The 13608-nt window shown below is 70.3% G+C and carries 14 protein-coding genes; 10 read left to right on the forward strand and 4 right to left on the reverse strand.

Annotated features, from left to right (window positions below):
• Positions 1 to 64: 64 nt before the first annotated feature.
• Both VH914_12870 and VH914_12875 read right to left on the reverse strand, forming a co-directional pair.
• Positions 65 to 487 (reverse strand): helix-turn-helix domain containing protein, encoded by a 423-nt coding sequence (locus tag VH914_12870; GenBank protein HEX4492092.1) that lies wholly within the window; start codon positions 485 to 487, stop codon positions 65 to 67.
• Between the two features lie 87 nt (positions 488 to 574).
• The gene (locus tag VH914_12875; GenBank protein HEX4492093.1) at positions 575 to 1885 is read right to left on the reverse strand and encodes an SBBP repeat-containing protein; all 1311 of its coding nucleotides are present in this window, start codon (positions 1883 to 1885) and stop codon (positions 575 to 577) included.
• A gap of 211 nt (positions 1886 to 2096) precedes the next feature.
• Between VH914_12875 and VH914_12880 the strand changes: the two genes are divergently transcribed.
• The 8 genes from VH914_12880 (at position 2097) to VH914_12915 (ending at position 9991) form a co-directional block, all read left to right on the forward strand.
• Positions 2097 to 2606: a 2Fe-2S iron-sulfur cluster-binding protein gene (locus VH914_12880; protein HEX4492094.1), complete on the forward strand. Its 510-nt coding sequence runs from the start codon at positions 2097 to 2099 to the stop codon at positions 2604 to 2606.
• On the forward strand, positions 2603 to 3604 hold the full coding sequence (locus tag VH914_12885; protein HEX4492095.1) for a xanthine dehydrogenase family protein subunit M: 1002 nt from the start codon (positions 2603 to 2605) through the stop codon (positions 3602 to 3604). Before VH914_12880 ends, VH914_12885 begins: the two co-directional genes overlap by 4 nt.
• A complete protein-coding gene (locus tag VH914_12890) occupies positions 3601 to 5706 on the forward strand; it encodes a xanthine dehydrogenase family protein molybdopterin-binding subunit (protein ID HEX4492096.1) in 2106 nt (701 codons plus the stop codon). Before VH914_12885 ends, VH914_12890 begins: the two co-directional genes overlap by 4 nt.
• Positions 5703 to 6218, forward strand: a complete 516-nt coding sequence (locus VH914_12895; GenBank protein ID HEX4492097.1) for a nitroreductase family protein — start codon at positions 5703 to 5705, stop codon at positions 6216 to 6218. The genes VH914_12890 and VH914_12895 overlap by 4 nt, the downstream gene beginning before the upstream one ends.
• Positions 6219 to 6311: 93 nt before the next feature.
• Entirely contained in the window at positions 6312 to 7016 is a 705-nt protein-coding gene (locus VH914_12900) for a DUF427 domain-containing protein (GenBank protein ID HEX4492098.1), read from the forward strand.
• 160 nt (positions 7017 to 7176) lie between these two features.
• Positions 7177 to 7773: a TetR/AcrR family transcriptional regulator gene (locus tag VH914_12905; GenBank protein HEX4492099.1), complete on the forward strand. Its 597-nt coding sequence runs from the start codon at positions 7177 to 7179 to the stop codon at positions 7771 to 7773.
• Positions 7774 to 7787: 14 nt separating this feature from the next.
• On the forward strand, positions 7788 to 8501 hold the full coding sequence (locus tag VH914_12910; GenBank protein ID HEX4492100.1) for a DUF169 domain-containing protein: 714 nt from the start codon (positions 7788 to 7790) through the stop codon (positions 8499 to 8501).
• Positions 8498 to 9991: a hypothetical protein gene (locus VH914_12915; GenBank protein ID HEX4492101.1), complete on the forward strand. Its 1494-nt coding sequence runs from the start codon at positions 8498 to 8500 to the stop codon at positions 9989 to 9991. The genes VH914_12910 and VH914_12915 overlap by 4 nt, the downstream gene beginning before the upstream one ends.
• Here the strand turns inward: VH914_12915 and VH914_12920 are convergent.
• Positions 9972 to 10919 carry a GHMP kinase gene (locus tag VH914_12920; GenBank protein ID HEX4492102.1) on the reverse strand — a complete coding sequence of 316 codons (948 nt, stop codon included), beginning with the start codon at positions 10917 to 10919 and terminating at the stop codon, positions 9972 to 9974. The two genes, VH914_12915 and VH914_12920, sit on opposite strands and share 20 nt — an antisense overlap.
• Positions 10920 to 11239: 320 nt before the next feature.
• On the opposite strand from VH914_12920, the gene VH914_12925 reads away from it, so the two are divergent.
• The gene (locus tag VH914_12925) at positions 11240 to 11836 is read left to right on the forward strand and encodes a hypothetical protein (GenBank protein ID HEX4492103.1); all 597 of its coding nucleotides are present in this window, start codon (positions 11240 to 11242) and stop codon (positions 11834 to 11836) included.
• Positions 11837 to 11973: 137 nt separating this feature from the next.
• On the forward strand, positions 11974 to 12570 hold the full coding sequence (locus tag VH914_12930) for a hypothetical protein (protein ID HEX4492104.1): 597 nt from the start codon (positions 11974 to 11976) through the stop codon (positions 12568 to 12570).
• 7 nt (positions 12571 to 12577) lie between these two features.
• Here VH914_12930 and VH914_12935 read toward each other — a convergent pair whose 3' ends face one another.
• On the reverse strand, positions 12578 to 13525 hold the full coding sequence (locus VH914_12935; GenBank protein ID HEX4492105.1) for an alpha/beta hydrolase: 948 nt from the start codon (positions 13523 to 13525) through the stop codon (positions 12578 to 12580).
• Positions 13526 to 13608 lie beyond the last annotated feature (83 nt).

The following is a 13608-nucleotide window of genomic DNA, read 5'->3' on the forward strand; positions in this document are numbered from 1 at the left end:
TAACGCACGGCTTGTCGTAGCCGCGCACTCTTGAACGCGAGCACGCACACTCGCGAACTGGAACCTACGTCCAGCCGTTCCGCCTTCGAATCACGACTCCCGCCCTCTTCAGTGACTGTCGCACAGTCTCGCCGTCGACACCGAAGTGTTCGCCGACCTTCGCAAGCGACAGGCCCGACTCATAGAGCGTGCGCGCGCGTTCGAGATGTCTTTCGATGACGCCAGCGCGACGCTCGACGCCAGCCCGGTCAAGGTGCTTCATGACGGTGGTGCGATGGATTCCGAAGCGAGCAGCTAATTCAGCGATGCTCTCGCCGTCGAGGTGGGACGTGATCAGGTCGTCAACTTGATCGCTCGTCAGATGTATCTGCGTTTGGCGTTGTCGGACGCGACCTTGGTCCGCATCGCGCGAGCCAGTGCACGCCTGGACTGCCGTGAGTTTCTCAAGTAAAATGGTTGGGTTAGAATAGGATCCGACAAGGTCCACTCACTCCGATCAGCGAAGCTGACTGCCTTCAGACGCGAGCCCTCGTACAGGGATCGCGTGCCTCGGTCGTCGAAGATGGATCCGCGTTCAGCCGTGGCGACCGTATTGCGCGACGAAGAGGTCGTCCCCGCCGGCGTAGCCCCGGCGCGATCCCGGTAGCGCGCCCTCGGAGATACCGACTGTCGTCGCGACGCCTTCCGGTGTCGCCGCGATGGCGTACGCCGAGTCGTCGGCGGCGCTCCCGAGCTGATGGACCCAAGCAGTACGCAGCCTCGATCCCGCGCCCGGATCAAGGCGCGCGACGAACGCGTCCGAGTCGCCCGCGGAGCTCTCCAGCGAGCCCGGGAGCGTGCCCGCGGTGCTCCCGGTGATGAAGACGTCGTCGGCGTCGTCGACCGCGATCCCTTTCGCCTGGTCGCTGTGGTTCGAGCCGAGCTGGGTGGTGCGCAGCAACGCGCCGCCGGCGTCGAACTCCATCACGAGAGCGTCCTGGTCGCCGGGTGTGCCGGGCAGCGCGCCGGTCCAGCCCGCGACGAACGCGTTCCCGGCGGAGTCGACTGCCAGGGCATTGCCGACATCGAACGTCTTGGTCCCGGCGTCGGTGATCCACGAGCGGGTGCCGTCGTCGTCGAAGTGCGCGACGAAGACGTCGGTCTGTCCCTTGTTCTTCGCCGCACCGGCGAACGAGCCGTTGGTCCAACCGGCGACGTCGACACCGCCGCCCGGAGTCACGGCCAAGCCGTCCGCGTACTCGTTGCCGGAGGTCCCGATCAGGTGCACCCAGGCGACGTTCCCCGCGGTGTCGTACTTCGCGACGAACGCTTCGATGCTGTCGCCGTGGAGCGCCTCGGGCGCGCCCGGCAGCCGGTCGTACGTGTAGCCCGCTACGTAGACGCTGCCGGTTGCGTCGCCGGCGACCGCGAAACCGTTCTCGGTGCTCGGACCGCCGAGCAGGTGCGTCCACACGGCATCACCATCAGCGGTGAACCGGGACACGAAGACGTCGTCGTGGCCCGCGTTGTTCTCCGGCGAACCCGAAGGTGTCCCGCCGGTCGTCCCGACCACATCGACGTTGCCGAGCCCGTCGACCGCGACCGCGTACGCGCCGTCTTGCGCTCCCGAGCCGAACTGCCGCGTCCACAAACGCTTGCCGCGTGCGTTGAACTTCAACAGAAACGCGTCGTCATTCCCGACGCTCGGCGTCGGCGATCCGGGAAACGTCCGCTGCGTTTCCCCCACGACGTACTCGTTGTTCGCGGCATCGACCGCGACGCCGAGGCCGGCCTGATACCAGCGAGTGCCGAGCTCGTTCACCCAGCGCGGACCCGAAGGCGCCGCGCCCGCAGCCGTGCCGCCGACGGCACCGGCCACGCCGAGCCCGAGGACCAGAGCTCCCACCAACAGACGACGCATCATCCCGCCCACCCACCTTCTGCGCGAGAGCGCACTGCAGGCTAGGACCGCATCACACACAAAGGCCAGTGATGATTCGGCCAGGAGCGAGAGGCGAACGGCGACGAGAGCACGTTCTCCAAGGCGGCCGACGCGAGGAGCCACGATCGTTGTCAGGCCCGGGTTGCCGTCGGCGCGGCGCGGGTACGCGTGACGCGTGCCGCCGGAATCGCCACTTGCCCTGACGGTCAACGGTGCGCGCGTCGATGTGGATGTCGATGCGCGCGTGACGCTCCTCGATCTTCTGCGCGAGCTGCTCGGGCTGACGGGCACGAAGAAGGGTTGCGACCGCGGGCAGTGCGGTGCGTGCACGGTGCTCGTCGAGGGGCGCAGGGTGAACAGCTGCCTCGTGCTCGCGTTGACGGTCGCCGGCTGCGAGGTGACGACCGTCGAGGGTCTGGCGAGCGCCGGCGCCCTGTCGCCGTTGCAACGGGCGTTCCTCGAGCACGACGCGTACCAGTGCGGGTATTGCACGCCCGGTCAACTGTGCTCGGCGACCGCGGCGCTGGCGGAGCTCGGAGCGGGCGCGCCGAGCGCGGTCACCCCCGATGGCACCGGCGCGCCGATCCTCTCGGCGGAGGAGATCCGGGAGCGCATGAGCGGCAACCTCTGCCGCTGCGCGGCGTATCCGAACATCGTCGATGCCATCCTCGAGGTCGGCGCGTGAGGGAGTTCCGCTACGAGCGCGCGCCCGACCGGGCGACGGCCGTCGCGCTCGCCGGTCAGTCGGCCGCCAAGCTGCTCGGCGGCGGGACGAACCTCGTCGACCTGATGAAGATCGGTGTCGAGCGTCCCGAGCTCCTGGTCGACACGACCGCGCTCGGGCTCGGAGCCATGGAGACCCTCGCCGACGGCACGCTCCGCGTCGGTGCGTCGGTGCGCAACGCCGACCTCGCGCAGGACCAGCGGGTTCGCGACGCCGCGCCGGTGCTGTCGCAGGCACTGCTCTCGGGAGCGTCCGGTCAGCTGCGCAACATGGCGACGGTCGGCGGCAACCTGCTCCAGCGCACGCGGTGTCCCTTCTTCCAGGACGTCACCAAGCCGTGCAACAAACGCAGCCCCGGGTCGGGATGTCCGGCGCGCGCGTCGGCAGTCCGCGACCTCGCGATTCTCGGTGCGTCCGAACAGTGCGTCGCGACCCATCCGTCCGACATGGCGGTTGCATTGGCGGCGCTCGACGCGTCGGTCACCATCGACGACTCGACGGGCACGCGATCGCTCCCGCTCGCGGCGTTGTACCGGCTGCCCGGCGACCGGCCGGAGCTCGACACGAACCTGCCGCACGGCGCACTCGTCGTGGGTGTCGACGTGCCGGCACTCCCGGCCGGAGCTCGAAGCGGCTATCGCAAGGTTCGCGACCGCGCGTCGTTCGGCTTCGCGCTCGCGTCGGTCGCCGTTGTGCTGCTGCTCGACGGCCGCGACGTCGCCGACGTTCGCATCGCGCTCGGCGGCGTCGCCCACATGCCGTGGCGCGCGCGCAAAGCGGAGGCGCTGCTCGTCGGCCATACCGTGACGCCGGCGCGCGTCGCGGGCGCGATTGCCGTCGAGCTCGACGGCGCGCAGCCTCTGCGTGGCAATGCGTTCAAGGTCGCGCTCGTCGAGCGGCTCGTCACCAGCACCGTCTGCGCGCTTGCCGACGTCGACCCCGACGGAGGGTCGGCGTGACGTTGACGAGGGCGACCGGCGACCGCAGGGTGCGCGTCGAAGGGCCCGACAAGGTCAGCGGCCGCGCGGTCTACGCATACGAGCACCGCATCGACCGCGTCGCGTACGGCCGCGCGGTGGGCGCAACGGTCGCGCGCGGCAGGGTGATCGACGTCGACGTCGAATCCGCGCTCGCCGACCCCGCAGTGCTCGCCGTCCTCTGGTTCGGCAACGCGCCGCGACTCGCGACGGACGAACCGTCGGAGCTCTCGATCCTGCAAACGGACCGCGTGGCGTACCGCGGGCAGATCGTCGCGCTCGTCGTCGCGGAATCGCTCGAGACCGCGACGGAAGCGGCTGAACGGCTCGACATCCGGTACGCGGAGGAGCCGTTCGCAGTCGAGCTGCGCGTCGACGATCCCGAGCTGTACGCGCCGGAGAAGGTCAATCCCGGCTTCCCGACCGACACGAACGAGGGCGACGTCGAGGCCGCGCTCGCGCGCGCCGCCTGCTCCGTCGACGCGGTGTACCGAACGCCGGCGTACCACAACAATCCGATGGAGCCGCACGCCGCGATCGCCGTGTGGAACCGTGACGCGCTCACCGTCTACGACTCGAACCAGGGTGTGTTCCCGGTGCGCGACAAGCTCGCCGAGATCTTCGGTATCCCGCCGGGAGACGTGCATGTGATCAGCGAGCATGTCGGCGGTGCGTTCGGTTCGAAGGGCACGCCCCGCCCGATCGTCGTCGGTGCGGCGATGGCGGCGCGGGCCGTCGGCCGACCCGTGAAGCTCGCCGCGACACGCGCGCAGATGTTCGTGTTCGTCGGCTACCGGACGCCGACGATCCAACGGGTCCGCCTGGGCACCGATGACGACGCGCAGCTGGTCGCGCTCGCGCACGACGTCGTCGAACAGACCTCGACGCTCCAGGAGTTCGCGGAGCAGACCGCGGTGCCGTCGCGCATGATGTATGCGTCGCCTCACCGGCGGACGACACACCGGCTCCGCCGGCTCGACGTACCGACACCGTCGTGGATGCGCGCGCCCGGTGAATGCCCGGGGATGTACGCGCTCGAATCCGCGATGGACGAGCTCGCGGTCGCGTGCGCGATCGATCCGATCGAGCTTCGTGTCCGGAACGAGCCTCGGGTCGACCCCGAGACGGGCAAGCCGTTCCCGAGCCGCCACCTCGTCGAGTGCCTGCGCGAGGGTGCGCAGCGCATCGGATGGTCGGCGCGCGCGGAGCCAGGCGCGCGTCGCGTCGGACGCGGGCTCGTCGGTCTCGGAGTCGCCGCGTCGACGTATCCGGCGCGCACGCGGCCCTCCTCGGCGCGCGCCCGCGCGCTGCCCGACGGCGGCTTCGAGATCGAGATCGCGGCGGCCGACATCGGAACCGGCGCGCGCACGGTGCTCGGGCAGATCGCGGCCGACGCGCTCGGCGTCGACGCGGCGCGCGTCCGCGTCCGTCTCGGCGACAGCGCCCTTCCGCAGGCGCCGCTCGCAGGCGGATCGATGGGAACGTCGTCGTGGGGCTTCGCCGTCACGCGTGCGTGCGAACGGCTGCTCGAGTCGATGCACGGTCCCGGGGAGCCGGCCGAGGTGAGCGTGGACACGACGGCCGAGCTCGACGCGCGGGAGGAGCGGCCGAGCCATGCATTCGGCGCGCAGTTCGCCGAGGTGCGCGTCGACGTCGACACGGGTGAAGTCCGCGTCTCTCGTCTCGTCGGTGTGTTCGCGGTGGGTCGCGTGATGAACGCACTCACCGCGCGATCACAGCTGATCGGTGGCATGACCATGGGCCTGTCGATGGCCCTCCTCGAGGAGAGCGTGCTCGATGCGCAGTTCGGCGACTACCTGAACCACGATCTCGCGCAGTACGAGATCGCGTCGTGCGCCGACGTCGAATCCGTCGACGTCTCGTGGATCGACGAAGAGGACGACTACGTGAATCCGATGGGCGCCAAGGGCATCGGTGAGATCGGCATCGTCGGTACCGCAGCGGCGATCGCCAACGCGACCTTCAATGCTACGGGGGTGCGGGTCCGCGATCTGCCGATTCGCCTCGACGCGATGGTCGGATCGGTCGCGCCGTCGGCACCGGAACGGGAGGATGGACGATGAACGTGACGGACGCGATCGCGACCCGCCGCAACGTGCGCGAGTACGCCGACGACCCGATCCCTGCCGACGATCTCGATCGGGTGCTCGAGGCCGGCCGGCGGTCGCCGTCGTCGTCGAACAAGCAACGCTGGGACTACGTCGTCGTCACCGACCGCGATCAGCTCGCCGAGCTCTCGACGGTGTGGCAGGGAGCGAAGCACATCGCGTCGTCGGCCGCGACGATCGCGCTCGTCGCGCCGGTTGCCGACGACGAATACGCACGTGACTCGACGCACTACGACCTCGGTCAGACGACGATCTGCCTCATGCTCGCGGCCGTCGAGCTGGGCATCGGCAGCGCCCACGCCAAGGTCGAGGACCAGCGACGAGCGCAGGAGATCCTCGGCTTCCCCGAAGATCGGTTCTGTCCGTGGCTCGTCGCCCTCGGCTACCCGGCCGATCGCCCGCTACGGGTGATCGAGCATCCGAAGCGGCGACCGTTCGGCGACGTCGTCCATCGCGGCCGCTGGTGACGTCGGAGCGCCGTCGCGATTCCTGGAGTGCCCCCGGCGTCGGTCGCATCGCCGGCGGCTACTCGCGACGAGCGACGGCAGAAGGAGTCGACGATGAGCCTCACACTGGGACGAGGGCCACTCGGTCGGGAGCAAGCCGGTGAGTTGAACCTCACTCTCCCCGACAAGGTCGTGTACGTCGAGCCGCTCGGTCGACGCGTTCGCGGGGTGCGCGGCGGCGAGACCGTCGTCGACAGCGACGACGCCAAGCTCGTACACGTGTCGGGAGAACTGCCGCGGTACGTGTTTCCCGAGAAGCATGTGCGCGTCGACGCGGAGCCGCATCCCGACGTCGACGGTCACGTCACGGTCGACTGGGCTGCGGTCGACGCATGGTACGAAGAGGATGAGCGCGTGTTCGTTCATCCGAGGGATCCGTACCACCGCATCGACACGTTCGCGACTTCGCGCCGCGTCGAGGTGCGCATCGACGGCGAGACCCTCGCATCGTCGACGCGTGCGCTCGCACTCTTCGAGACGGCACTGCCGGTCCGCTATTACCTCCCGCGAGCCGATGTGTGCATGGACGCGCTGCGTCCGAGCTCCACCGTGACCGAATGCGCGTACAAGGGCACCGCGCGGCACTGGTCCGCGGTGCTCGACAGCCGAGAAACGCGCGACGTCGCCTGGACCTACGAGCACGACGTACGCCGCGAGGGCGAGCGCGTGCACGGTCTCATCGCTTTCTACAACGAGCGTGTCGACTTCGAGGTCGACGGCATCCGACTCGATCGTCCGCGCACACCATGGTCCACGTGAGCCGCGGGACGCGAGAGGGATGAGCGCGTAGAGCGGGCCCACCGCTGCGAACGGGGAAGCGCTCCGCCGTTGGGTGCGGCAGACCACGCCGTGAACGCTCGTCATTGCGACTCGGCGCCGTTCTTTACATACGTACAGAGGTGTATGTAACATCCCAACCGTGGCACCGGCGGGGGGAGTGGCAGCGCGGGAGCGGCGCACCCAGCGGGAACGCAGCGACTCGACCAAGACGCGGCTCGCCGACGCCGCGATCGAATCGTTGGTCGATCGCGGATGGGCCGCGACGACGGTCGTCGAAGTGTGCGCGCGGGCAGGAGTGACCCGCGGCGCGTTCCATCACCACTACGACGGCCTCGCCGAGCTGCTCGCCGACGCGCTGCGCCGTCTCTACGACGAGCTCGTCGCTCGCAGCGGCGACTGGCGCGTCGACGTTGCGGGCCGACTCGACGCCGCATGGTCGGCGCTCGCGACGCCGAACTTCAAGGCGGTCATCGAGGTCTGGCTCGCGATGGCGAACGATCCCGAGCTCGCGGTCGAGATCGGACCGGTCGTCGCCGACTTCGCGTCGTTGATCGCGTTCGACGCGCGCGCGCTGCCGGTGAAGCAGCGGGCCGCGGCGCGTACGTTCTACGTGCTCGCGCGCGAAACGATGATCGGGCTCGCGCTCGGGCGCGCGACGAACGGCGGTAGGGCGCTGCCCCACGAGCGCGCCGTCCTCGCGGAGCTGAAGCGGCAGGCCCGCGCCGTCACGTCGTGAACAAGGAGCATCGGATGGACGACAATCCTGCGCTCGCGGACCGGCTCGTCGCCGCACTCCGCCTGACTGCGGTGCCGGTCGCAGTCACATTCCACGGGACGGGCGCGCCGCCCTTCGACGGCACGTACCCGGCGCCGGCCGACGACGGCCGAACCGGTGCCGTGCCCGCCGGCTGTGTGTTCTGGATGCACGCCGAGAACCGCACGTTCACGACGCGGGCGGACGATCACGCGAACTGCAGCGTCGGCTCGCTCACGCACGGTTTCATCGACCTGGAGGCTGCCGCGACGCATCACGACGTGGCGTCGTTGGTCGAGGCGGGCTGGGTGTCGCCCGATGTCTTCCCCGACCTCCCCGTGGTCGTCGATGCACCCGAGGCCATCGCGTACGGGCCGTTGCGCGACGCACAAGACCAACCGGATGTCGTGCTCGTGCGCATGGACGCGGCAGGCGTGATGACACTGCTCGCCGCGGTGCCCGACGCGCGCGTCGAGGGCAAGCCGCAGTGCCGGATCGTGGTGCTCGCCAAAGACCATGACGCGGTCGCAGTGAGCGCGGGCTGCGCGCTCAGCCGTGCGCGAACGGGTATGGCGGCGTCGGACCTGACGTGCGCGATCCCGGGCCGTCGTCTCGGAGAGGTCGTCGCCGCGATCGAAGCCGCGGGGGCCGCCGACGCGATCGTCGCCGACTACGCGCACGCCGACGCGGCGCGGTTCGTCGCGTCATGACCGTTCCTGCGCTGGACGAGCGCGCGCAGGGTTGGCTGCGCTACCTGTACCGCAAGGCGACGACGCCCGACAGCTGGGATCGCGAGGATCATCCGCACGAGCACTGGGACGGCGTGAGCGACGCGCCGATGTGCTCGTGGCATCGCTTCGACCTCATCGACTCCACGTACGCGATCGCGATGATGGCCGACCTCACGCCCGCGTGGCGTGAGATGTACGGCCGCATCCTCGACGAGCTCGTCTTCCGGCACACGGGCTGGTGGGCGGCGCGCGACTGGCTCACGCAGATCGGGCACGATCCCGATCGCGCGCAGTATCCCGACCTCTACCGGCTGCTCATCCCCGAGCATCTGTGGGGCAACTACGACGCGCCGGGATGGACCGCGAACGGCATCGAGCCGTGGGGTCTGCAGATGGACCCGATCGGCGCGACGGGGAACCTCTTCTTCAAAGGGTTCTTCCTCGTGATGCTCGGGCTACACCTGCGCACGACCGGCGACGACCGCTGGGACCAGCCGTTCGACATCGTGCGCGACGGCGAGAACACGTTCACGTGGTTCCACACCGCGATCGCGGAGCACCTGCACGCCCAGTGGCGCGCCGCGCCGCACGGATGTCACTGCGAGAACACGAAGGTGTGGCCGTACTGTCTCGCGGGCGCGGGACTCGGGTTGCAGCTGCACGACCTGCTGCGCGGCACCGACCACCACGGGGTGTTCCACGAGTGGTTCGCGGATGTGTGTCGCGCGCGCTACCTGCACCTCGACGCGGACGAGCTTCCGCAGATGGTGACGCTCTACTACGACCCGATCCTCGACGTGCACCACGAGGTGCCGACGATGTTCGGCATGGTTCCCGCGCAGTACCTCGCGCCGCAGGTCGTCCCCGACGCGCAGCGGTTGTTCGAGGCCGGCGTCACGCAGATGGGCATCTGGGAACCGACCGCGCCGATCCTGCCGACCGGTCCGCGCAGCTCCGCCGCGATCATGTGGCTCGCGCGCGAGTGGGGATTGCAGTCGCTTGCGTCGGCGATGAGCGACGCGATCGACACCGCGTACGAGCCGACGTGGGACGCGAGTCGCGGCGAGTTCACGTGGGGTTTCGGGCTAAGAGAGTCGCACCCGCGCGGTCAGTACAACGGAACGATGGCCGCGGCGCAGATCGCGCGCGAAGGGTCGTGGTGGCACGTCGCGAACGTGGGGCCCGGCGCGCGCTTCGACGAGCCGACGGTGTGCGATGTCGACGTGCCGTCCGTCGTGCTGAGTCAGGCGTGGTGGGACGGCGGGCGCGAGGAGCTGACCATCGGCGTCGAGCCGCGGCCGTCGATGCGCGGCACGACGACGTTCACGGTCACGCAGCTGCCTGACCCGCGACGCTTCCACGCGACGACCGATGGCCCGCACATCGCGGCGCGGGTCGACGGTGATGCGCTCCGCGTCGAGGTCGACGCGGTGCCGCAGCGGGTCGTGATCAGAGCCGGCGAATCGTGAGGCCGGTGGGGCTGATCGCGATCGGGAACACGCGGTAGCGCGCGTCCAACCGCGCAACAGCGGCGTCGAGCGTGCGCTTCGCGTCGGCGTTCGCGCTGAGCAGTGTGAGCGACCCGCCGTCACCGCCCGCGCCGTTCACCTTCCAGCCGAGCGCGCCGCAATCGGCGGCGAGGTCGACGACGCGCTGCGCGTCGACTCCAACGAGGTCGGCGTGCAGCGCTCGCTGGGCCTCGGTGTTGTCGATCATCGCGGCTCCGAACGCGCGCAGGTCGCGCGCGAGCACTGCGTCGCGCGCCGCCATCGCGGCGGCGCGGAGCCGATCGAACGCGGTCGACGGCTGCGCAGCGACCCGACCGATCACGTCGCGGTGCACGCTCGACGAGTCGTGCGCGCGCCCGACGGAGACGAGCGACAGCCGGGCACCGAGGTCGTCCCAGTCCGGCAGACGGTGCACCACGCCGGCGGGATACGCGTCGATCTCGATGAAGTTGACCCCGCCGAGCGCCGCACTCAGCTGATCCTGCACCCCGCTCTCGAGCCCGAGGTGCTCGACCTCGAGCCGGTGCGCGTCGCGCGCGATCGAACGCGCCGACCACGGTTCACCGCGCGACTCGGCGAGCGCGGTGAGGAGCGCGACCGCGACCGCGGCCGACGTGCCCGCGCCGCATCCGGGCGGCACCGCCGCGCGCACGCGGATCTCGAGGCCGCGGTCCGATGGTGGCGGCGAGACCTCGACGGCGGCGTGCACGAGCGGCGACGGCGACTCGACGTCGATCACGAGCCGCGGCGGGCCCGCGAGCTCGCGGACCGACACGGTGACGCCCGGCGTCACGGCCACGTTCAGCACCCGCCCCGGCCCGCCGAACCAGGTGTCGGTCCAGCCGCCGAGGTCACAGATGCGTACGGGCGCCGACACCTCGAGCTCCACGGCACCCGTCGTATCACCGGACATCCGACGCCGGACGCGGCCGGAGTCCGGCGTCGCGTGATCTCGTCCGTCGGCGCGCAGACGCCGATTTCGGCGTTCGGGATCGAGCCCGAGGCTCGCGTCGAGCACGGGAGAGCAACCCGGGAGGAGCGCGGCATGGCTTCCCGCACCCAGGCCGACCTGCCGACTCGCGTCGCCTCCGTCGCGGCGACCTTCGGGCGACGATGGCTCGACCCGGATCACGAAGGCGCGACGATTCACGACGTAGGGTCACGCGTGTACTGATGAGATCCACAGCCATGGATCGGGGGGCCAGCAAAATGCGTCGTCTGCTCACGTTCGTCGCGGTCACGTGCGTCTCGCTCGGGTTTCTCGGCGCCGGCGGCGCGACCGCCGCCAGCCCGCCGAACATCCCGCCGACGGCGGCATTCGGGAACGCCTGCTACGGCCAGCGGGCGACGCACGCCTGCGACAAGCAGGCCATTCTCAACATCAACAGCGCGCGCGCGACCGAGGGCCTCGGCCCGATCGCGCTGCCCGCCAACTACAAGAGCCTCACGCTCATCCAGAAGGAGGTCGCGGTCTCGAACGCGGAGCGGACGGCGCGCGGCCTGTCGAAGCTGCCCGCGAAGCTCGCGTGGGCCAAGCTCGCAAAGACCGGCGCCGTGAACAACACCGACCCGATCGGTCCGAGCGGCCGCGGCTGGGGATCGATCTGGGCGGGCGGTCTCGGTGATCCGCTCGCGGCCGACTACCTCTGGGTGTACTGGGACGGGCCCGGCAGCCCGAACGGCGACTGCGTGAACCCCGGCGACTCCGGCTGTTTCGGGCATCGCAACAACATCCTCGGCCCGTTCTGGACGGCGATGGGTGCGGGCAAGGCGCCCGGATCCCTGGCCCAACTCTTCGTCCAGTAGCGATCGCGGCCTCGGCCTCGGCGTCGTCGCCGGCTCGGTCGCGCGCGACGTGCCCGTGAATTGATCGTGCGACGGTTCGCGACCTACGGTCCCGCGCGCTGCGAATGAAACGCCAGCCACGGACTCGGGGGCCCAGCATGCGCCGTCTCGCCACCATCGTCACCGTCGCCTGCCTCGCGGTCGGACTCTTCGGTACCGGTGCCGCCCGAGCCGACGGGCCGGTGAACACACCGCCGACCGGCCGGTTCGCGTTTGCGTGCTACGGCAAGTCGCACCCGAATTTGCGCTGCGACAAGGCTGCACTGGCGAACATCAACCGCGCGCACAAGGCGGAAGGTCTCGGCAAGATGGTGTTGCCGGAGAACTACGCGAGCCTCACGGTCACGCAGCAGGGGATCGTGGTCTCCAACCTGGAGCGCACGATTCGCGGCCTGCCCGCGCTGCCCGGGAAGCACGCGTACACCCAGCTGGCGAAGGCCGGTGCGGTCGCCGGCCACGACCCGAGCGGTCCCGAGGGCCACGCCTGGGGTTCGGTCTACATCGCGCTCGCCGATCCGCTCGCGTCCGACTACTTCTGGATGTACTGGGACGGTCCGGGCAGCCTGAACCCCGACTGCACGCAGCCGAGCGACCCGGCGTGCTTCGGTCACCGCAACATCATCCTCGGCGACATCTGGACGGGGATGGGCGTGGGGAATCAACACGCGTCGATGGCGCAGCTCTTCGTCCAGTAGCGCCGCTTCAGCCGTCGACGCGCAGGCCGCGCCGCAGCGCGTCGAAGAGCTCGTGCTGCGCGCGACGCGACACGGCCGCGGTCGTCACGAGCGCCGAGCCGTGGAACGTGCCGGGGTACGAGTGCAGCTCGACGGAGACGCCCGCCTCCATCATGCGCAGCGCGTAGACGATCCCTTCGTCGCGCAGCGGGTCGAACTCCATCGTCGTGACGTAGGCGGGTGGCAGGCCGGCGAGGTCCTCGGCGATCGCGGGTGACGCGTAGGGCGAGACTGCGCCGTCGTGGTCGCCGAGGTAGCGACTCCAGCTCAGCTCGGCCGCCGGTCGCGACCACATCGGCGTGTCGACGAACGCGCGCATGCTCGCGGTATCGAGCCGGTGGTCGAGCTCGGGGATGCCGAGGAACTGGAAGCACAGCGCCGGTCCGCCCCGGTCGCGCGCGAGCAGCGCGGTCGCCGCGCTCAGCCCACCGCCCGCGCTCTGGCCGCCGACGCCGACGCGCGTCGTGTCGATGCCGAGCGCGCCGGCTTCGCCGTGCATCCACGTGAGCGCGGCGTAGCAGTCTTCGAGGCCGGCGGGGAACGGGTGCTCGGGCGCGAGCCGGTACTCGACGGCGACGATCACCGCGTCGAGCGTGCGCGCCGCGTTCGCCGCGAACGCGTGCTCCATCTCGACCGACCCGACGACGAATCCGCCGCCGTGGATGTCGAGCAGCGCGGGCCGCCCGGTCGCGGGCGGCGCGCTGTCGGGCGCGTACACGCGCACGGCGACCGGCGGCGCGCCCTCGGGCCCCGGCACCTCGTGGTCGGTGATCGAGACCCCGCTCGTGTCGACGTGCGCGTTGAGCGGAGCGATCATCTCCGTCATCACCGCGCGCGAGCCCTCGATGTCGTGGTGGTCGCGAACGGGGATGAGCTCGAGCACGGGAACCAGCTCGGGATCGATGGCGTAGGTCACGACGACTCCTCGGTTGGCGAGGGCGCGATTGGATCACCGATCCCCGGCGGGCCGCTACATTCGCGGGCGGCGCGCGAGGCGCC

It is taken from the genome of Acidimicrobiia bacterium, from assembly GCA_036271555.1.
Classification (GTDB): domain Bacteria; phylum Actinomycetota; class Acidimicrobiia; order IMCC26256; family PALSA-610; genus DATBAK01.

Excerpts from the sequence above, each read along its gene's own strand:
- VH914_12895 (HEX4492097.1), top strand. The coding sequence starts at position 5,703 with ATGAACGTGACGGACGCGATCGCGACCCGCCGCAACGTGCGCGAGTAC.
- VH914_12900 (HEX4492098.1), top strand. The coding sequence starts at position 6,312 with ATGAGCCTCACACTGGGACGAGGGCCACTCGGTCGGGAGCAAGCCGGT.
- VH914_12910 (HEX4492100.1), top strand. The coding sequence starts at position 7,788 with ATGGACGACAATCCTGCGCTCGCGGACCGGCTCGTCGCCGCACTCCGC.
- VH914_12915 (HEX4492101.1), top strand. The coding sequence starts at position 8,498 with ATGACCGTTCCTGCGCTGGACGAGCGCGCGCAGGGTTGGCTGCGCTAC.
- VH914_12925 (HEX4492103.1), top strand. The coding sequence starts at position 11,240 with ATGCGTCGTCTGCTCACGTTCGTCGCGGTCACGTGCGTCTCGCTCGGG.
- VH914_12930 (HEX4492104.1), top strand. The coding sequence starts at position 11,974 with ATGCGCCGTCTCGCCACCATCGTCACCGTCGCCTGCCTCGCGGTCGGA.